Below are 20937 nucleotides of genomic sequence, written 5' to 3' on the forward strand. Positions count from 1 at the left end.
CATTTAAGCATTATTAAAATTCTTTTGTAGGGGTGAATAAGTGAGCCATTACTATGAAGTTGATTTTTTTTCATAGATTTAAAGGTTTAATTCGTTAAACAATCTGTTAATTGTGGGTATCTACTACCCGAGCCAAAGATTACAGACTTCAGCGGAGGGTGTTGCCGCACCTTCCGCTTACTTCATCTTATTTTTTAGGGTTTAGTTAATTTTCACGTCATACTTATCTATTTTAAAGGTAAATGGTCTGATTATTTGCATAGCCGTTAAGGCCTGGGTTAGACTTTCGTTTTGAAGAACACCCGTAAAATGGTAGTTTTTAACCTTGTCGTTTTCAATAGCTATCTTTACGTTATACCATTTTTCAAGCCGGGGTACCAGTTCCTCAAGCGACTGATTTTTGAATACCAATTGGTTATCAACCCATGATATCTCTTCAATGTATTCTTTTCTGCCTATTTCAATCGGTTTAATATCCTCCACCACGAGCTTGCGCCGTGTAGCGTTATTAGGCTGCACAAGCCCGGGCACAACGGGTTTTGAATAGGCCATGGCAAATTTTTCATTGGGCCTCAATATCAATTTTTCCTGCAAACTGTCGTTAATGGTCAGCTCTATCATGCCACGTATCAAAGCAGCTTCGGCCTTTTTATCTCCGGGATAAGCCTTTACATTAAATGCGGTGCCTAAAACTTTGATCGAAAATTTTTCGGTATGGACGATGAACGGACGATGCTTATTTTTGGTAACATCAAAAAAGGCTTCACCGGTAAGGTGAACAAGTCGGACCGGATTATTATTCATATTTCCATCAAAGCCAATTTTGCTGTTGGTGTTGAGCCATACCTGGGTACCATCGGGCAATACAATTTTTTTGCGATTTGCGGTAGCCGTAATTTCGGTGTATACTGATGCCTTTTCAGGCGATGATTTGATGGCTCTGTAAAAAACCAAACCCGAAACCGCCAATATCAGCACAGAAGCGGCCACTAACATTCGCCTGATCAGTAATTTCCTGATACGGGGTGCCGGCGCCGAAAAAAATTCTTCGCTATATTTTTCCTTGTGTTTTAAATAAGCTGCTTCAACATCATTATCCGTGTCGGCAATAGGTTGCTGATCCCATAATTGTTTCAAAACCTCCTCATAATACAAATTATCAGGATAAAGCTCCAGCAGTTCACCAAGTTCTCTTAGTTCATCGCGGGTAGCTTCGCCGGCAACTTTACGCGCCAGCAATTGCATAATCCTGTCATCGTGCATCATCATAAAAAATAAATAAAGCGTGTAGGTTGGCTTATAATTGCATATAGGACAGTTAAATCGGGCGATCTCCCTATACGATTTGAAAATATTTTTTCGGGAAGTTATTTTTTAGATGAGATTGTACTCGGCCTTAACAATAACACTGATCTTTTTGGTGGCGGTAACCATTTGTGCATCAACCGTTTTCGAAGATATATTTAATATCTCGGCTACTTCTTTATAGCTCAGGCCTTCTTCTTTAACCAATTTAAAAACCATTTTGCAGCGCGGCGGTAGCGATTGTACACCAAGCTCGATCCTCTTTTTCAACTCCTCGTTGATCAATATCTGCTCAGGTGTCAGGTTGTCAAATCTTACGTCGGGATTTATATCGTCAATCGAAACGATCCTGTTTAAAGCATTTTGCTTTAAAATATTGAGGGCTTTATTTTTGGCTATCACAAACGCGTATACCGTTACATTTTGGATCTCCATTAAATTTCCCCTGTTGCGCCATAAGGTGATCATCACATCACTTGCCACCTCTTCCGCCTGTTCATTCGATTTTAACAGGGTATGCGCAAAACGTTTTAGCTTGCCAAATAACAACTCGAACAAACGTTTATACGCTTGCTCACAATTGTTTAAAGCAATACTACTGATAATCGGTAAGATCTCCTGGTCTGCTCGCGCCATAACCGCTTATAATTGGTTATGCAATGTAACAAAAATATTATAGAAGCAACAAAATGTTAAATATTTGATTTTTTCCGGGTAAACCCAACCAATGATGTATAAAAATATCCGGTTAATAGCCTGGCGCTATTTTCATAGAATCAATGCACATCCGCGAAGGAGTTAGGTATTAATTTCTTATATAAACGAAGATCAGCTAGGCTAAGAAATTCATTATTAGTTCATTTGAGCATATGTGTACTTTTGACACATAAAATCGTGCAATTATTTTACACACAATCAATTACATATCAATTTCAATCATCAACACTACATGATATACCACGCGCAGAAATATCAAATAAATATTATTTTATTAATAAAAATATAATTTCCGCTTACTATATTTAAACTTCCAAACCTTAAATCATTCCATTCATGTCAACTCAACCATTTACAGTTGCCGATTACCTTTTAACCCGGTTAAAGCAGCTTAACGTTACCGAAGTTTTCCAGATTCCGGGCGACTATGTAAAACATTTCACTCAAACGCTCGAAAGTTTTCCGGGGGTAAATGCCATTGGCTGTGCCAACGAGCTTGACGCCGGTTATGCCGCCGATGCGTATGGCCGTACCCGCGGCCTTGCTGCTATATCGCTGCAATATGGTGTAAGTACCTATAGTGCGTTAAATGCAGTTGCAGGCGCCTGGGTGGAGCGTAGCCCCATAGTGGTTATCAGTGCAACTCCGGGCAGTGATGCACGCAACATCACCAATATGTATGGGGTACTTTATCATCATTCAACCGGCAATTTACAGGCCGATGAGGAGATATACAAGCATGTTACCGTTGGTGCCATCACCTTAAGTACATCCGTTGGCGCCGCCGAAAAGATCGATAATTTAATTATCGCTGCAATAACCTATAAAAGACCGGTTTACATTGCCTGTTATAAAGAAGTTTGGGCCGAACCCTGCCCCGCTCCTTCTTCGGTACCGTTAAAGCCGATCGTTATTAAAAGTGAGCCATTGGCACTGCAAAATGCTTTAACACAGGCATGGATGCAGATAACCGCCGCCAAAAACCCCTTAATATTTGCCGGTGTTGAGGTGCTGCGTTATGGCCTTGCTCCTTTATTGCAGCAAATTATTGATGCAAGCGGCTTTTTATATACAACTACCACATTGGGTAAAACCGTGCTCGATGAGCATGGCGACAAGTTTATAGGCACTTATGCTGATGCTGCCTCAATTGACAGCGTGGTACAAACCGTAGCCAATTCGGATTGCTTTTTAACGCTCGGCACTATCATGACCGATGATTACCTGTTTTTTATTGAAAACCAATATCCTAACGTGGTGCTGGCCAATACTGAGCAGGTGCGTGCAGGTTATTATTTATACGAAGGCGTTACCATGCGCGATTTTATGGAGGGCCTGCTGCACTTATTTAAAACATCAAAGCCAAGTACCGTTGCTCCGGTTGTGCCAAAATATCCGCTTAAAATGGTAGCGCCGCCGCAACCGGTTTATCCGCAGCCATGGCTCGCTAATTCCGACGCGCAATGGGCAAAAGATCCGGAGGTAATTACCTACAACCGTTTCTTCCAGCACAGCATGAAGTTTTTAACCGACCATCATTTGCTCGATAAGATCATCATGACCTTTGGCGTGAGCAGTTCACTTTATGTAGCTACAAACGCCTATGGTTTAAAACAAAACAGTTTTATTTCGTCAGCCGCGTGGCAGTGTATCGGCTTTGAAACCGGTGCTGCAATGGGTGCACAAATGGGCAGCGGTAAACGCGCCTGGACAGTAGCCGGCGACGGCGGTTTTATGATGATCTGCCAGTCGCTCTCAACCCTGGCGCGAAACAAACTGAACGCTGTGATATTTGTAATGAGCAACCAGGTGTATGCTATTGAACAGGTGTATGTTGACATTACCTCCTTCCAGCCTGGCCCCGAGCATAAATTCGACACCTTCGATATCTTGCCAAAGTGGGATTATATGGCACTTGCCAAAGCGTTCAATGCCGATGGGCACCGGGTTACCACCATACACCAATTGGATGACTTGTTTAAAAAGCTGGTGCACACGGTAGATAAACCAACACTTGTTGAAGTAGTGATACCGCAAAAAGATCTTCCGGGCCAGATGTACCGTCTTGGAACTATGCCTTAAATCAAAAAACTTATCATCAAATAAAATCATGAAAAAAACTTATTCAATTTTTGGAGCCGGTGCTGCCGGATTGTATACTGCCTGGCGTTTGTTAAGCGGCGAAACTAAAACCGAAAAAGGCAAAGCCAAACAACTGGCAGCCGGTGATGTGTTAGAACTATACGATTGGGGCAACTATGATTTTTTAGGCACTACCGATAAAACACGCCCCGCCGGTGCACGCGTTTGCACCTGGCACTACAACGAGGATAAAACCAAATCATACCTCGAACTGGGGGGCATGCGTTACTCTGCCTGGGACGGCACCGCCGATGGTCAGGGACATCGTTTGGTTACTACAGTAATTAAAGACCTTCACCTCGATCAGTTCTCTGTGCCGTTTAACGAATCAACCAACCCGCTGTTCTTTTTGCGGAACAAGCAATTGTATCTCAACGATATCTCATCAACCAACCCGGCGCCTTACAGCGTTAAAAATAATGGTGCATGCTCCGAGCCGGATAACGGCTTCTCGATAGTTGAAAACCTGGCCGTAACCAGTACAACCGGACCAGTAACCCGTACCCAATGGTATGATTTTTACCGCAACGGCCGCATTACCGCCGAAACCCCTGAATCATCAGTTTTCCAGAAAGGCGATCTGCTTAAAGATATCGGTTATTGGAATTTGATGTTCGATCAGTTAGGTTCCGAAGGTTACAACTACACTGCCGATGGTAATGGTTATACCTCCAACGTCATCAACTGGAATGCCGCTGTGGCCTTTCAATCCAACAACGAGTTTACACCTGGTAACGAGTACAAAACGTTAACACACGGTTATTCAAGTATGTTTAATGCTTTGTTTGATGCTATTGTAAAACTGGCTAAACAACGAGGTGTAGTTTTTGAATATAAACCCAACACCCGTTTGCATTCAATTTTACATATCGATGGTAAGATTCATTACACCATTGCCACCAGGGAAAATCCAAACAAAAAATCAGCATCCCTAATTACCGATGCAGCCTGGATGGCTATGCCGCGCGGTTCGCTCGACCTGATAGCACAAGCCACCCGCTTTGAAGACCACGCCGGTTTGGATGTACTGAACCATCGTAAGGTGCAATTGTATATGGAGTCGGCAGTGCTGCAGCCATCGTACAAAGTAGGTATGTTTTTTACCGAACCATGGTGGCTCACAGCAAAATATCCTGCACCTATCACCGGTTATGAGCTGATTGCTGACAACCTCGTTACCTTAGGTAAAGAAGGTTTCCCGAAAGCTTACCTGGATAAGATGGCCAAAGATAAAAACCTGATCGAACAGCCTTTTGCATCGGCCGGCGATATGGTAAACGCGGTTCAGGCCTGTGTAAAAGAAAAACTCACTTACGTGCAGGAACAACAATTGCTTACCGCTTCGCAACGTAATACCATTGGCCCGAGCGTTACCGATATGCCTATCCGCCAGGTGGTTTACTTTGGCAATAACGCGCTCGATCAAACCTCTACCCCACTTTACGGTATTTTAGCAAGTTATGATGACGAGCAATACACCAGTTTTTGGGAAGAGCTGGAATACGGCAATGACGATACCGAAAAAACACCATTCATCTCCAACTATCAACCGTTGGATGGTCCGCGTAAAGCGCCAAAAGTAATGGTGAAAATGCTGCGTCAGCAATTGGCTTACCTGCATTACGGACCTGATGCTGATTATAGCGCAGTACCCGAGCCTGTTGAAACCAAGTATATGGATTGGTCGCTGCCACCTTTTAATGCAGGTTACCACGCTTTTGCGGCCCATTATGACGTATGCGATGTCCAACGCAAGATCCGTAAACCATCACAGTTAATACCCGGAGCCGATGCCAATATTTTTATTGTTGGTGAAGCCTACTCAAATGACCAGGCCTGGGTTGAGGGAGCGTACTGCACTGCAGAATCGGTATTGAACGACTTCTTCGATATTAAGCCGATCATCAACAATGTCGACTATCCGTTTATCGCTCCACCCCTGCCCGGAGAGCAATAAGTAACGTTATTTTATAGCTGCTATATCCCACTGATATAGCAGCTTTTTATTTTCAGAATTTCCGTACCGCAAAATATTTGTTCAGCGTATTGGTCGAATCTTTCTTAATGGCGGTAACAATAGCACCTGCATTGATCCCCGCTCCTTCGGCATTGGTATGCACCGGATCATACGGAAAAACGCCTTTCACCATTTCAGGACCCATTTTTTCAAACTTATCAGCAATCAGGTTATTGGCATCAATAAAATACGATCCGGTTTGTTCGGCAACCTGCCTGGCCCACAAACCATAGGTTTTATCAGCACGTACAACTTTTCCATCTTTAAACACATTACTCGCTATCATCGAAGCGATCATCACCGTAGCGCCTTTTGCTTTTGCCTCGGTGGCAAATTTGCGCAGGTACCAGCCATAGGTATGCACTACTTCCGGCCCTTTATCATAATTTACAATTACACTATCCTCACCAATATCTTTCAACACAGCGCGCCGGCCTGTTTTGCCGGTATCGGGTTTACCACCTTCATTGTGGCCAAACTCAACCAGTAAAAAATCCCCTGGTTTAATGGTCGACACAATGCGTTGCCAACGGCCCTCATTAATAAACTGACGCGTGCTCCTACCCGCAATGGCCTGGTTTGAGATACTGATCCGGGTAGTATCAAAGTAATTATGGATCACCTGCCCCCAACTGCACCATGGTGGATTTGGATTACGCACGGTTGAATCGCCAATAATGTAAAACACAGGTTTTGGAGGTGCCATAAAAGCCGCACATATACACAACAAGGCAACTAAAGGCAGCACACGATAGCTTATTTTTTTCATGACGTTAATATTGTTTTACTTAACAATGATGCTTCCAATCGATACAACATCACCTTTACTGCCATAGTCAGATCGTCGTTTGTCCGACCAGCTACTGTGCTCACCCATTACCGCGACTGTCAGCGTGTAATTATCCTTTGGCAATAAAGGGCTTACAAATTTAAGTGTGGATGCCGGGTAAAGAGCGTACATATCAACTATACTTGTCAGGATGGTTCCCCCCCGGCTATTTTGAAGAGTCACCCGGGCATAGCCGCCATTTGGCCCAACCTCGCTATAAAAACCAATTTGCGTGCACTTATATTTTATTGAAAAAGACGCTCCTTTCGCATCGGATATGTTTATCGATGTATCCGCCGACGTTGAATGCCGCCACTGCCCGCTGTAGGTAATGGCCTTATTACCTTCAGTGCTGATCATCTTTTTAGTGATACCGGTTATCGACATTACCCCGGTTAGTTGATCGATCTGCCAGGCCTCAAAATATTTCGGGATTGAAACCGATGTACCCGAAACCTTCAATGGCTGCCATACATAGGTTGCAGATGAGGCTTGCAACGGGTACGACCAGCGATCGCCCATAAATAGATATGTTGTATCTCTCGTTCCTGCAACAGGCAAAACAAAAGTAGTTTGCGAATTCCAGGTGAGCGTACCCACAGGTGCAAAATTACCCCTGGCGGTCCATGGCCCTTTTAGCGAGGCAGCAGTGTAATAAAAATTATCATTACGTTCCCAACTGGTGCGGTGCGAGCCAAGCCAATAGTATATCCCTGCTTTTTTAAACATAGCCGGCGATTCGCACTCCGGCGATATATTTTTGGCCACCTGCTCTGTAACGCTTTGGTAATCGTCGGCAAGTTTATAAATGTCTCCGCCATGTGTCAGTAAATATCCTGAGCCATCCGTATCCTGAAAAGCACCTATATCCCACTTACGGATAGGTTTGCCATTAAACAGCAGCGCTCCCCGAAACGTGTAAGGGCCGGTTATCGTTTCAGCTGTAGCATAACCGGTGTACTGGTCTTTGTAAGCCATATCATCGGCATGCATCAGCATTATGTATTCGCCGGTTTTAGGGCACTTCAATACCTTTACCCGTTCGCCAACACGGTTAGGCCCAAGCCGACCTGTGTCCTGAATGCCTAACGCCAAACTTTCAAATTTCCAGTTATACAGATCAGTTGATGAATAGCAATTAAATCCCGCGAAAGCGTTGCTGCTATCCATATGCTTTTCGCCGAAAAGGTAATACTTACCATTGTCCCTGGTAATGCATCCTCCATGCGCGCTCACCACATTACTATGATTGTCAAACCAAGGCACACCCGGATATATGGCATTATAAGTACCGAGGTTTTGCGCCATTGCCGTGCAGGTAAATGCAAACACCAATAACCAAACACCAAATATAAACCGCAACCTACTTTTAGTAACTAATAACACAACAACCTGATAACTAATTAATAATAACTAATAACACAATAACTATCTGATCATTGCTTTAACTACCGGTTCAATCAATTTACGCGAACCTATAACATCCATGTGCAAACCATCCGTCGACATGGTTTCCATATCCAGCCCCGGGGTTTTAAAGCCATCTACAAAAATGCATCCCGTCTTTTTAGCTACCTTTTCAAACTCTTTACTCAAAGCTTCAACACGTTTAATGCCCCCATCATATTTTTCGGTACCCACGGTTTTTGATCCATAAGGCGGCGGAGCAATAATGATGATCCTGGCTTTATTGATACTTGGGTATGGGCTGTGTTTGAGCTTATTGATAAGCTTCTCCAGGTTTGCCGGTACTTCGTTTTGCCTGTCGGCGAAGACCTTTTTGCAATCATTCGTGCCCAATTCCATTACAATGTAATCGTATGGTTTGTCTTTAGTATTTTCGGCTGCCTTTTTCAGGTTCTCATCTATCACCGAAAGGGAATTTAAGGTGCTATCGCCATTATTTAAAAAGCCAACCGTACGGCCCGATTTGCTGATATTAAACACCGTTGCATTAGGTAACGCCTGCCTGATCTGTACCGGCCAACTCCAGGCAAAGGTGCCGTTACTGTCGCCTAAAGTAAATATGTTCAGTTTTTTGTCAGACATAGGTACACCTTGTGCTTTAAGCATAACGGGGATAATTGATAATAAAGCAAAAACTATTCTGATTTTCATAGTAATGTAATTAGTAATTATTAATAAACAACATTGGTGCTATTGGTAACCTCGTATTGCGGTTTTGTGCCGGTTACTGATTTAACGTCGGTAAATTTAAGCTGATCAGCGTCTTTAACAACAATTTTTGCGTTCTCTGGCGTAACAATATTGGTAAAGCTGCAATTCATCAGCTTATGCTTTTCATCCTTAAAACCGTTAAGGTCCATAACCGGCTCTTTACCTGTAGCTTTAGATAGGTCGATATTTTTAAATACAAAATTGGCAAAGACCGGCGGCTCGGGAGCACCGGCACCATCGTTATTATAATTAAGAGCCGAAAAAATGGTGATCTGCAATAATTGGCAATCGGCAACGGTTACATTTTTTACATAGCCCCCGCGTTCTTTGGTGCCTTTTATCTGCATGCCGTGCAGCAGTGCTCCGGCTTTACAATCCTGTACCAAAACATCGCTCACACCGCCGCTCATTTCGCTGCCTATAGAGATTCCGTGCCCTTTTACAAAGTTACAGTCGGTAATGCGTACATTTTTGGTGGGTTTGCCAATGGTGTATCCTTCCGGGTTTTTACCCGATTTTATAGCGATGCAATCATCACCGGTTGAAAAGGTACAGTTAAAGATATAACTATCGTTTGACGAATCCGGGTCCAAACCATCACCGTTACGGGCAGTGCTCACAATATTCAGATCGTGGCAGGTAATACCTTCGCTATAAATATAATGGATGGTCCAGCAAGGCGGATCCTGTATATTTAAACCTTGTAACTCTACATTATGGCAGTTCATCAATAATATCAAACGCCCGCGGCTGCGGATACCGCCCTTAGCGATCATCGCATTCCCCAATGTACTGTTGCCGCCACTAATGGTACCATTGCCTATAATGTGCAGATCTTCAACCGCAAAGCCGCCTTTATTATTCATCACACCGGCATTTAACAAGCTGGCATAGGTCTTCATTTCCCAGCCCTCAAAGCGGTTATTAATATAGGGCAGGTAATCGGCTTCGTTAATGCTGCCTTTCAGTATACCACCTTTGGCTATCTGCAAGGTCATATGGCTTTTTAAAAACAGGGCGCCGCTTACAAATTTACCTTGCGGGATCAATACCGTGCCCCCCGCCGGGCAGGCATCTATCGCTTTTTGGATGGCTGCGGTATTTAAAGTCGTTCCATCACCATTGGCGCCAAATGCGGTAATGTTTAATAGTTTGCCCCGGGGTTTGGTGGTAAACCGTACAGCTATGCTGCCAGCCGATAGCTTGCCATCTTTCTCTTCGGCTTTTACCGAACAGCTATAAGGCTTTAGCGGGATAAGGCCACTAAGCATATAATTACCCTTATCTACTGTTGCAATATCTTTCCCGTTAAGGATAATATGATAGCGGGTAACATTGCTATAATGGTCCGGTTTATCCCAAATCAGGGTTGCAGAGGTTGCAGATATCGTTCCCGGGGCTACCATAAGTTTTTGGGGAGCATCTACAGCAAAAGCAGAAAAAAGAGCATTAGTAAACAGGGCGAGCAGAATGAGTTTCTTATTCATAGATAATAATTGGTATGGTAAAAGTAAAGATTGCCATTTAAATCCCCATCCCGTGCTGTTATGAATAGGCATAAAGATCTGTTTCAGGTTACGATCCTTTTAAATATCAGGGATTTATTGATTAATATTTGATCAAAACTTGTACTTATCAATATATAATAATAGCTTTATATTTAGTAAGGTTCTATCACAGTATAGCCATGACAAATATCTTCGCCGAAACAGACAGAAAGAGTTCATCAAACGCTATTGCCAACCAAAACGGCATTTTGCAGGGCAAAAAAATGCCGGCTGTTCCTGCCTTACAAATGAAAGGCGGGCCAGAAGAAGAACTCCCAGCTGCACAAGGTAAATTCGCTGTCCAAATGAAAGGCGGGCCAGAAGAAGAACTCCCAGCTGCACAAGGTAAATTCGCTGTACAAATGAAAGGCGGACCCGAAGAAGAACTACCAGTTGCCCAAGGTAAATTCGCTGTACAGATGAAAGGCGGACCGGAAGAAGAACTCCCAGCTGCACAAGGCAAATTCGCTGTCCAGATGAAAGGCGGACCGGAAGAAGAACTTCCAGCTGCGCAAGGTAAATTCGCCGTCCAAATGAAAGGCGGACCCGAAGAAGAACTTCCAGCTGCACAAGGTAAATTCGCTGTACAGATGAAAGGCGGACCGGAAGAAGAACTTCCAGTTGCGCAAGGTAAATTTGTAATTCAAAAAAAAGAAAATAATACCGGTTTACCCAATAATCTAAAATCGGGGGTTGAGAGCCTTTCGGGGATGGATATGTCTGATGTAAAAGTACATTACAATTCAGCCAAACCGGCGCAATTAAACGCCCTGGCTTATGCCCAGGGTACCGATATCCATGTAGCATCCGGACAGGAAAAGCATTTACCTCATGAAGCCTGGCACGTAGTACAACAAAAACAAGGACGTGTACAGCCTACCATGCAGATGAAAGAAGGCGTGCCTGTAAACGATGATAAAGGCCTGGAAAGCGAAGCCGACGTAATGGGTGCCAAAGCCCTACAAATGAAAGCATATAGCAGATTCAATAGCTAACTTCCTGAAAAACGCTACCTGTACATCCACACGGTAAAATCATCATCACTATAGCCCTGGTGCACTATTACTTTAGACGATAACATCCGGCAATAGTTTGTGATTGCATCTACATCATAAGCCACCAAAAGTCCATTGGGCGCTATGTCTCCAAGCAAGTTAAACCCCAGTGCTATTTTACAAGTATTAAATAGTTTGGCTATTATCTTATAAATAAATTCAGGGTCGTTATTATAATAGTTCAGGCTGCCGCTTGCCAGCACGTAATCGCTTTTTGGCAGGTCTACCGTACAAAAATCGCCATATAAAAAATTGGTCCGTGGCAAATCATCATATCTTTTAACAGCGATAGTTAAAAAGTCCTCCATTTGATCGATGCCTGTATAATTAATATCCGGATACTTATCGTCCAAATAAACACGCAGATCGCCGTGGCCACAACCAACATCCAATACAGAGCAGCCATTCATATCGCCAATGCCAACCAGCATGGCAAACCGCGAAAGCTGGCTATGATCATCACGCCAGCCTAAACTGCGGGTATTGCCTTCTCCATGTTCTGCAAGACAAAACAGGTTAAAACGATAAATATTGGCCCAGTCAATTAAACTCATAATATATTAAACTGTTGTAAATATTAATATACTTTAATATTTTTAAACATTAAAGTCAATCTGCTTTGCTGCATAAACGGCTCGAAAATAATCTGAAGTCACCTTCTGTAGCGGTAACTAATCAAAAGGGTACAGCACAAGGCAAAAGTATGCCTGCCATACCGGTATTGCAAAAAAAGGATGAATTATCGGCAAGAGAACTCCCGATACCGGAAAGCCTTGCTCCCGCTCAAAAAAAACAAAACAATACCGGTTTACCCGATAATTTAAAATCAGGTGTTGAAAACCTTTCCGGGATTGATATTTCTGACGTTAAGGTGCATTATAACTCATCACAACCCGCACAGCTAAATGCACTGGCCTACGCACAGGGAACAGACATACATATTGGCCCTGGACAGGAAAAACACTTGCCCCACGAAGCCTGGCATGCAGTACAACAAAAACAGGGACGTGTACAGCCTACCAGGCAAATGAAACAAGGTGTGCCGGTAAATGATGATAAAGGCTTGGAAACCGAAGCAGACGTAATGGGTGCCAAAGCCTTTAACTTCTCCGGACAAGAACAAATATCAGACACAAGGGAAAGCCGCACGGTTTCGAATGTAGCCCAACTGTTAACCGGTTTCGAAGCCGAATCTACTATCCCGATTTACGATACCACCAATAATGGTGAATCATACGTTAATCCCGATCATTCTAATGGATGGGATCCAAGTATCGGTCATTTCCTGTTTAGCGGGTTAAAATATGGTTTAAACTATGGGTATGACCGCGAGAAACACTTCCATATGAGTGCCGACCATAACGAGTTGAAAGGCCCGCATAACAAACTTTTTTCATTGCTTTTAATGCATGGCTTATTAAAAGATGGTGCCCCCTTTCGGGATATGAGCAATCTGGAATATATCAGTACTGCCAGAGATGAGTTAGATCCTCAATTTAATGACTTATTTAATGAAGACACTCAGCTTGTAAAAGCACATTTGGAACGAACTTTAAGTACAGCACAGTCGGACAAACCCGAAGAGGTGCAAGACACTGGCGGCGCAGTATTGACTGGTATCCCATATAAAGCCATTATCGATTGGGTTAAACAAAACAATGTAGATCCCGGATTATTTGAGCAGGCATTACAGGAGCTCAAAAAAATGATCACCAATAAACTTTATATCCAGCAAACTACGGGTGTATTGCCCGAAGACATACCGGCTCTCTATAAGTCTGCTATTAAATCTATGAAAGGTTCATCGCCTAAGGGCAATATCATGGCGATTGTAATGGAATTAAGTAATAGCATAGGAGAAAACGCCTTTGAAATTGGAAAAATTGACGATGAGGATTTTAAAGAACATAAAGGAGCCGTAAATGGGTTTATGGTTTACCTGGCTACTCATTTATTGGTTGACAGTTTGTCAATTACAAATATTATAAATGAAGGTTCAACTGATAAAAATCTTTTTCCTTATTTCCCTAAGGTACCCCTTTCAACAGCATTTAACGCGTTACCAAAAAAAGTCCATAAACCGGAAGTATGGGAAAAATTAGTTGATAGCCTTTTAGGAGAAGCTGATAAATATAACGGAGAATTCTTTGTAAAAGAGGTAGGCTTAAAGCTTAAAACTGATCTTACACATACCGGCATATTTGAGAATCCATTAGAATTAAATATGGATGATAAGACAGACAAATTCTCTTACACCGAATCAAAAAACAAACCCAAGACTAAAGAAAAATTAGGAAAAATGGTTACCGGAGAAGAGGTACATATAGGTATTGAGAAAAACCTGGACAACCTTGATGAACCGGATAAAAGGGTTTTTGGCAAGACCCAGCAAAAGGCGATACCTGTAGAAGATCGCTTTTTTGGTGCGAAGTTTAAAGAAGATATCGATGTGAATAATTTCACCGATGCACTTTGGCAAACAACTAAAGAATCCCAGGATCGCCATTTGAGCCATCTTACGAAATCCAAAGACGATGAGGAAAACATCATTGAGAAAACGGATAAAAAACTAGCGACCGAAAAAAGAATTTCTGAGAAGACTGATGTTCTTCAAAAGAAGATTGATTTACTGAATGAGGAGATTAAATCCTGCGAAAATAATATTATATCGTCTGGAAAGAATATAGAATCATGTAAAACAAAACTTGATCTGCATATCATTACAGACAACGAAATAGGGGGAAAATTAATTCAACTTGAAGATATCCAACAAAAAATGACAAGTCTTGGAAAATCTGTGTTACCACTAAATAAACAATTCAAAGAAAATATAATCACTCAAGAGGTGTTTGATAAAAATACGGATGTTATAAATTATCGATTATTATTAAAAGAAAAAAACGAAATATTATTACTTTATGAAGTTGACACAATACAAGCTTTAAATAAAAAATCCATTGTAAACAAACAAAGAATTGATTTTTATAAGGGGCTCATAAAAACCAACGAACAGCAAATTATAGAAGCAAAGCAACAAGGTATTCTTTATAATGATATCAAAGAACAGCTACAAACGCTGTTAAAAAAAACAGAAGAACTGCCAGAAGACAATGAAGAAAAAGAAAAGCACTTGGATGCCAGAAACCTCAAGGCTCAAGCATTATTAAATTCAACGGTAAATAAATTAGGGGTCGACGACCAACCACTTTCCTTCGAAGGAATAATTGAAAAAATTAAAAAAGACAATAGGTTTCAGGAAACAACACACGTAATAAGCTATGCAGAGAAATTTGATTTAAAAAGAATACCCGATGAAGACGGTAATAAAGAACTAATTAAAAAATTACTCAAAGACAGTAAGCAAACAGGAAAAGTAGTATTACGTCTGGAAACAGAAATGAAAAATCAGTATGGTTCAACTGGGATAAACAAAACACTGATAGTATACTTGGAGGAGGCAACCAAATTAAAAAATTATGCATCCGAAATGGTGGAAGCAAGTAAGAAATACCCGGAAACAAAAATTGAAAAAGTTATTGAAAATGTTAACTAATACCGACCGTAAAGATTTTGCTACACCGTCTTTCCATCCTTCCTGAACTCCTTACGGATGCCCTCTAACACATCATCATAAAGAATAACATTATTGCCGCGCTTAATGGCCATTAGCGAGCAGTAGCGCACAATATTAATTATTGCGCCGCCGGCCAGCTCATATTTATTGGCAATTTCGTCAAATTTTTGCTTTAATGCAGGTTCAAATACTGTTTTGTCCGAAAACGCGTTTTGCCACAATTGCCGGCGCTGTTCGGGCCCAGGCATGGCAAAATAGATCATCGATTGAAAACGGCGGCTAAAGGCTTCGTCAAGGTTGGCTTTTAAATTGGTAGCCAGTATAACCACACCCGGAAAATCTTCAACCCGTTGCAGCAGGTACGCCACTTCCTGGTTAGCATGCCTGTCGTTCGAACTATTTGAGGTAGTCCGCTTACCAAACAAAGCATCCGCCTCGTCAAAAAACAATATCCAGTTCTTGTTTTCGGCCTGGTCAAAAATATTAGCCAGGTTTTTTTCGGTTTCCCCGATATATTTGGATACGATCATCGACAAATCGATCCGATAAACATCCAGGCCCGATGATTTGCCCAACAAACTTGCCGTTAATGTTTTACCCGTACCGGGCGGCCCATAAAACAAGGAGCGAAAACCCGGTTTGATCTTCTTGTTCATGGCCCAATCGTTAATAAGCGTGTTGCCATGCTGTATCCAATCATTTATCTCTTCAACTTCCCTCAGCACAGCTTCATCCAAAACCAGGTCGGCCCAATCAAGCATGGTGGTTATACGTTTTGCCGGAAAAGTTGTGCTGTACTCGGGTTTGTGGCTTTCGCCGGATATGAGCAGGCTCAGGTATTCGGGCGATATGCGCAATATGCCACTCAGCAACGGCTCGCCGGGGTGCTGGCTTTCAAGCTTGAGGATGTTGAACTTATTAAAGAAATGCGTACCGCTAAAAATATCGAACAATACAAAACGCTGCGTAATATTGCTACCCGCTAAAACAAAGGCCAGCGTTTCGCCAGTTGGTAAAAAGCCGCTGTGGTTTTGCCCTTTTACGCCGCCAAACTCGGTAAACCCACGATCATAGGTTGAATTTTTTACAAAAAAAACGTCTAATAAATGAGGCTGTACATGTGGGGCCAGGGCCAGCAACAATGTTAAACGTTCAGCAAAACTCATCTGGTAGTGCTCCGCTATGCTGGTAAAAGTTGACGTATCGTCATCAATAACCGGCATGGGTATATCTGTAATATCTATGATCTCTGTAGCCTGCCCAAAATATTGTTGTATCTGCGTATCAATTACCTGTGCAAGCCACTGCATTTGCGCCGCAAGTACTTTTGCATTCTTTTCAATCACGTTCATATCCATTCAACATATAAAAATTTATCCATCCACGGCATTTTTATCATGCCTATCCCCCATGGCAATGTTTGCAGTAAAACATCATAACCTCGCTGTTCGATCTTTAAATTCCAGGCATCGTCCTTAAAAACAAGCGAACCATCCCGTATTAAAAAAGAGCCTCTTAACCCATCTACGGTGGTGTTTTTCAGTTTATCCCAATTACCTAAAACAGCGTTCAGTAATCCTGCTGCAACTTCTTTCTCGGCATCAGTCAAAGTTATTTCGGCAGGTACAGGTTCATCGATAGGTAAATTACACAATATCTTATTAAGCACCAGCATATGTTCAGGACTATTACTCGACCCATCAACCAAATATTGCAGTAAATGTACGGCCCTTTGCTGCGCTTCTTCGCTAACAAATTTACCACCGTTCATTACCCCGGTTCTTATTAAAAACGTTGCGATAAATGGATTTAATAAAACCAGTCCGGCGTTGTTAATGTATATGGCATCCCCCTGGTCTGTTAATAGCTTTTTGGTCTCTTTCCTGGCCTCTTCCTGCTGCTGTTGCCCTGTTTGTTTTATTTCTTCCTTTACCTGCTTTGCCTCGGCTGCTTTTTGTTTTGCTGCGTCCGGATCTGTTGGGTTTTGCAAGGCATCGGCATTTGATTTGTCTAACTGTTTTTTAACATCCTGCTCTGCTTTTGTATTAGCCTTTTGTATACCTAATTCGGTTAACGCAGCCGATAGTTTTGCTTTAAATATAGCCGATACGTTGTGCGGTGCAGCATCAGCCTTCGTTAACACTCCGGCCAGCGAAGTAAACAGCGTATTATTCTGACTAGCAATAAACCTGAATAACTCTTTAACGTAGTTAGTAAAACTACCCACACTGATATGCCCACCAAGCGTCATTAAATTAAACTCACGGATCAAACTGTTTAGCCTGTCGCGCTGTAGGGTATCGGTTACCTTAGCGGTGATGAGTATGTGCAGATCGCCAAGCCAAACCAGGTTCTCCGATCCGCCGATCACGTTAGTTTGATTGCCAAGCATCCTCTGCACCTGTTGGTTAGTAAAATACCGGGCAACATAACGGGCAGCCGAGGGCTGTTGTAAAACAGCTGTTATCAATTGCTCATTACCTGCCACATCGGCATCCAAATACTTCTCTATTAAAACACCGAGCTTATCATCAACATCTGATATTTTTGTTCCCACTGTTTTAAGGTACCGGATGATATCCTTTTCGAGATGGGTTTTTAATGCATGGGCAACATTATTTTCGGCTGTATTTTGCGTTACCACGAACAGGTTGTGCAGCTGCATTTTAGCTTCGGCGAGGGAATCCTCACGTTGCAAAATATCATTTAAAGCAGCAGGCCGGGCATAATGAAGCGTTAATACCAATTGCTTTAATATTTGGCTCATGCTTACGGCACTGGTTACATTCAAAGCATCCGGCAATTTACCATTAGTTAAAAAGTATTGCAGCAAGGTTAGCGCCTCTTTCAGGATAGCTTCAGGAAGCTGATTTTTTTCTGTTTGTTTTTCGCGATGCAGGTAAGCGCTGATCAATTGTTCGATACTGCCATCAATTTTAACTTCAGTATCTAACCCGGTCGATTTAGCAGCATCTTGTTTTTCGGCCATGGCTTCATCAACGGGAGTCGATCCGCCAATGTATTGTTTCAGTATTTTAGTTTTCGCCAATAATTGTTTTAGTGCTTTGGGCGATGTTTTGCCCAGATATTGCAGCAGTTGTTTAACCACGGCAATAATATAAGCCGGGTTGGTCCCTTTAAATTGCGAAGGTAGTTTTTGGGTATTAACAAAATGCTCCAGTATCCTTAATATCTCCGCCGTAATTTCCTGTTCCGTTGGCGCTTTTGCAGAAAGATAGACAGCGATCAGTTGGCTGATATCTATAGGCTGATTGGTTTCATCAGCCTGCAATACAATATCGTCAATTGAAAATTCTTCTTCACTATCCGAGCCCGCCAATATCGCTTCAAGGCTTTGCAGATAGATATTCTGATCAATGTTTCCGGATGCTTTGCTCCCTGCAACTGACTTACCTTTAACACCTTTTTTTGATGCCCGTTTCAATACATCGGATATACCTGCCTGGTTCTGAGCGCCTGCACCAAATACTTGCTTTAAGGCAACAACTAACTTTGATTGTTTACTAACGGTGCCTGATTGTTTAAGCAGGTAATAAAGTGCCTTTTGTATAAAAACGCCATCGTTAAAAGTTTTATACTGACCGGCGATATATACATCCCAAAAAATGACTAATAACGCAGTTTCTATTTCTGCAGGAATAATGGCAATTTTTACTGTTTTTATTATATCGGTTAAAGCCGGCAACAAATATTGATAATGCTTAACCGCCTGTTGAGCGGTTGTTTGATGGGCAAATGCGTCTATCACCAGCTCAGCCGGGAGTTGATAAATAACTCTTTTACGGATATTCGGCACAGTACCTGCATATTTTAACAGCATAAAGGCATCGTTAGGTGCCATGGCCAGTAACGACAAAAACATATTTGCCGGGCCCTGCTCAAAATACGCACTACCCCACCAGGGTATGTTACCATAAGTTAGCCAATGCAGCAGCACATCTTTAAGTACTACCTGCTTCTTTTTTTCGGTATCGGGATAGTATGCCTCTTGCTTTTTAAAACTACCGGGGGTGATTTCGGCTCCTTCGTTGTAATCATTATCGTTAAGCAGTACGGCTAAAAGTTTAAACAAAGGCGCCTGGTCAATATTATCCTGGTGCACCTGCCCTATGCTTTGTACCAGGTACATCAGCATTTCAAAATACTGCACATTATAGTTGTCTGCCAGCCTGCGGATATTACTTTTCAAAAACATGCGCCGGTTAAAATCGGAGCCCCGCTCAGTAAGCAAAAAGTCAAAAACAAACTTCCAGATCGCTTTTTTAAAATCCTTGCTATCGGTATAAACAACGGGTTTCTTTACATGGATATCCTGTACCTCGGCCACGTAGTTAATAATAAAGGTAGCATCAGCGGGTTCGAGTATCTTTACAATGCCGGTTATTACCTCGTCGTTAAAAACGGTGGTTATACGTTTGCGTACTTCTTCATTTTGCCCAACCGTAACAATGAGCTTGCGTAAAGTTTGCGGGATAACCCTGATCAACTCAAGCAATATCCCGGCAAGATTACTGTCGCCATAAGGTTCGCTCCACCATGGCAGGCTGCCAAAAACCAGGTAGTGTTTAATTACTTCGAGGTTTTGCAATACGGTTTCTTCTTCAATAGGCGCAGCGGTTTTTATACTCCTTTGCCTGATGATATGCCTGTCGTCAAATTCGTCAACCGATAGCTCATTGATGATGAATAAAAGTTCACTGCTTTGCCTGTCGGTAACATTATACTTTACTAACGCCTTAGCAAGTAACGCCAATATATCTGCGTAAGCGCGGTTATAATGGCGGGCTATTTGATTAAGCGTTACACTTACAAACATTTTTTGATTAAAAAGCGAACCCCGGTCAACCAAAATATAGGTCAGAATAAATAGCCATAGCGCCTTTTCAAACTCCGTAGCCGGAGCACTTTCAACCAGTTTTTCTTCGTGGTGTGTTTTTGATACTGTAGCATGATAATCAAAAATAAAGGTAGCCTGGGCTGGTTCCAAAACAGTGATGATATCACGGATCACCTTTTCGGTAAATTGCTGCACCAGGCGCTGCCGTACATAGCTATGCTGACCTACGTTAATAATAAGCTGTTTCAGCCTTTCGGTATCATGAGTAAGCAAATGCTCCATCACCTTCACTGGATCTGTCAATACCTCGCCGCTTGCCCACCAGGGTATCGTACCGCTCAGTAAAAAATATTCGAGCAGGCTGGCGTAGCTACCTTCTAACGTTTTAATGTCGCTTTGAGGATTCTCATCAGCGTTGCCGGAAGGCAGTAGCGCCAATCTTCCTTTGATCTCTCGTTCCAGTTCTGCCAGTATGCGGTCGGTAAGCTCAAATTCCAGCTGGTCATATACAATGTTGCCTGCGTCAATACTCACATCGCCCATTGAAAGTACCACGTTTGCCGGAACCAGCCGGCTAAACAGCTGCTCCATCGCATCCGACAATTGATTATGAAATATATCGCTTATTTTACTCTGCAACTGGTATGATTTGTCGGCACTGGGAAAGCCCACATCAAACATTTGTTGCTGAATAATATGGTTTTGCATGATAATT

The 20937-nt window shown here is 42.4% G+C and carries 13 protein-coding genes; 4 read left to right on the forward strand and 9 right to left on the reverse strand.

Annotated features, from left to right (window positions below; all coding sequences use genetic code 11):
• Positions 1-201 precede the first annotated feature (201 nt).
• Positions 202-1269 (reverse strand): FecR family protein, encoded by a 1068-nt coding sequence (locus tag ACFGVR_RS19860; RefSeq protein WP_448699227.1) that lies wholly within the window; start codon positions 1267-1269, stop codon positions 202-204.
• A gap of 105 nt (positions 1270-1374) precedes the next feature.
• The gene (locus ACFGVR_RS19865) at positions 1375-1941 is read right to left on the reverse strand and encodes an RNA polymerase sigma-70 factor (protein ID WP_448699228.1); all 567 of its coding nucleotides are present in this window, start codon (positions 1939-1941) and stop codon (positions 1375-1377) included.
• A 417-nt stretch (positions 1942-2358) separates the two neighbouring features.
• Here ACFGVR_RS19865 and ACFGVR_RS19870 point away from each other — a divergent pair, with 417 nt between their 5' ends.
• Both ACFGVR_RS19870 and ACFGVR_RS19875 read left to right on the forward strand, forming a co-directional pair.
• On the forward strand, positions 2359-4104 hold the full coding sequence (locus ACFGVR_RS19870; RefSeq protein WP_448699229.1) for an alpha-keto acid decarboxylase family protein: 1746 nt from the start codon (positions 2359-2361) through the stop codon (positions 4102-4104).
• Positions 4105-4132: 28 nt separating this feature from the next.
• On the forward strand, positions 4133-6121 hold the full coding sequence (locus ACFGVR_RS19875) for a hypothetical protein (protein WP_448699230.1): 1989 nt from the start codon (positions 4133-4135) through the stop codon (positions 6119-6121).
• Between the two features lie 52 nt (positions 6122-6173).
• Here the strand turns inward: ACFGVR_RS19875 and ACFGVR_RS19880 are convergent, their stop codons facing one another.
• From ACFGVR_RS19880 to ACFGVR_RS19895, 4 genes are all read right to left on the reverse strand, one after another.
• Positions 6174-6950, reverse strand: coding sequence for a rhamnogalacturonan acetylesterase (locus ACFGVR_RS19880; protein ID WP_448699231.1), 777 nt, complete (start codon positions 6948-6950; stop codon positions 6174-6176).
• A 15-nt stretch (positions 6951-6965) separates the two neighbouring features.
• On the reverse strand, positions 6966-8318 hold the full coding sequence (locus tag ACFGVR_RS19885) for a family 43 glycosylhydrolase (RefSeq protein WP_448699232.1): 1353 nt from the start codon (positions 8316-8318) through the stop codon (positions 6966-6968).
• 120 nt (positions 8319-8438) lie between these two features.
• Positions 8439-9128, reverse strand: coding sequence for an SGNH/GDSL hydrolase family protein (locus ACFGVR_RS19890; RefSeq protein WP_448699233.1), 690 nt, complete (start codon positions 9126-9128; stop codon positions 8439-8441).
• A 20-nt stretch (positions 9129-9148) separates the two neighbouring features.
• The gene (locus tag ACFGVR_RS19895; RefSeq protein ID WP_448699234.1) at positions 9149-10675 is read right to left on the reverse strand and encodes a glycosyl hydrolase family 28 protein; all 1527 of its coding nucleotides are present in this window, start codon (positions 10673-10675) and stop codon (positions 9149-9151) included.
• Between the two features lie 200 nt (positions 10676-10875).
• On the opposite strand from ACFGVR_RS19895, the gene ACFGVR_RS19900 reads away from it, so the two are divergent.
• On the forward strand, positions 10876-11730 hold the full coding sequence (locus ACFGVR_RS19900; RefSeq protein WP_448699235.1) for an eCIS core domain-containing protein: 855 nt from the start codon (positions 10876-10878) through the stop codon (positions 11728-11730).
• A gap of 14 nt (positions 11731-11744) precedes the next feature.
• On the opposite strand, the gene ACFGVR_RS19905 is transcribed toward ACFGVR_RS19900, so the two are convergent.
• Positions 11745-12344, reverse strand: coding sequence for a class I SAM-dependent methyltransferase (locus tag ACFGVR_RS19905; RefSeq protein ID WP_448699236.1), 600 nt, complete (start codon positions 12342-12344; stop codon positions 11745-11747).
• A 65-nt stretch (positions 12345-12409) separates the two neighbouring features.
• Between ACFGVR_RS19905 and ACFGVR_RS19910 the strand changes: the two genes are divergently transcribed.
• On the forward strand, positions 12410-15343 hold the full coding sequence (locus tag ACFGVR_RS19910) for an eCIS core domain-containing protein (protein ID WP_448699238.1): 2934 nt from the start codon (positions 12410-12412) through the stop codon (positions 15341-15343).
• Positions 15344-15363: 20 nt separating this feature from the next.
• Here ACFGVR_RS19910 and ACFGVR_RS19915 read toward each other — a convergent pair whose 3' ends face one another.
• Together ACFGVR_RS19915 and ACFGVR_RS19920 are read right to left on the reverse strand one after the other, a co-directional pair.
• Positions 15364-16716: an ATP-binding protein gene (locus ACFGVR_RS19915; RefSeq protein WP_448699239.1), complete on the reverse strand. Its 1353-nt coding sequence runs from the start codon at positions 16714-16716 to the stop codon at positions 15364-15366.
• Entirely contained in the window at positions 16713-20930 is a 4218-nt protein-coding gene (locus ACFGVR_RS19920; protein ID WP_448699240.1) for a contractile injection system tape measure protein, read from the reverse strand. The genes ACFGVR_RS19915 and ACFGVR_RS19920 overlap by 4 nt, the downstream gene beginning before the upstream one ends.
• Positions 20931-20937: the final 7 nt, after the last annotated feature.

Source organism: Mucilaginibacter aureus (assembly GCF_053514885.1).

Excerpts from the sequence above, each read along its gene's own strand:
- ACFGVR_RS19905 (WP_448699236.1), bottom strand. The coding sequence starts at position 12,344 with ATGAGTTTAATTGACTGGGCCAATATTTATCGTTTTAACCTGTTTTGT.
- ACFGVR_RS19865 (WP_448699228.1), bottom strand. The coding sequence starts at position 1,941 with ATGGCGCGAGCAGACCAGGAGATCTTACCGATTATCAGTAGTATTGCT.
- ACFGVR_RS19915 (WP_448699239.1), bottom strand. The coding sequence starts at position 16,716 with ATGAACGTGATTGAAAAGAATGCAAAAGTACTTGCGGCGCAAATGCAG.
- ACFGVR_RS19880 (WP_448699231.1), bottom strand. The coding sequence starts at position 6,950 with ATGAAAAAAATAAGCTATCGTGTGCTGCCTTTAGTTGCCTTGTTGTGT.
- ACFGVR_RS19885 (WP_448699232.1), bottom strand. The coding sequence starts at position 8,318 with ATGGCGCAAAACCTCGGTACTTATAATGCCATATATCCGGGTGTGCCT.
- ACFGVR_RS19900 (WP_448699235.1), top strand. The coding sequence starts at position 10,876 with ATGACAAATATCTTCGCCGAAACAGACAGAAAGAGTTCATCAAACGCT.
- ACFGVR_RS19860 (WP_448699227.1), bottom strand. The coding sequence starts at position 1,269 with ATGATGATGCACGATGACAGGATTATGCAATTGCTGGCGCGTAAAGTT.
- ACFGVR_RS19920 (WP_448699240.1), bottom strand. The coding sequence starts at position 20,930 with ATGCAAAACCATATTATTCAGCAACAAATGTTTGATGTGGGCTTTCCC.
- ACFGVR_RS19875 (WP_448699230.1), top strand. The coding sequence starts at position 4,133 with ATGAAAAAAACTTATTCAATTTTTGGAGCCGGTGCTGCCGGATTGTAT.
- ACFGVR_RS19895 (WP_448699234.1), bottom strand. The coding sequence starts at position 10,675 with ATGAATAAGAAACTCATTCTGCTCGCCCTGTTTACTAATGCTCTTTTT.
- ACFGVR_RS19870 (WP_448699229.1), top strand. The coding sequence starts at position 2,359 with ATGTCAACTCAACCATTTACAGTTGCCGATTACCTTTTAACCCGGTTA.
- ACFGVR_RS19890 (WP_448699233.1), bottom strand. The coding sequence starts at position 9,128 with ATGAAAATCAGAATAGTTTTTGCTTTATTATCAATTATCCCCGTTATG.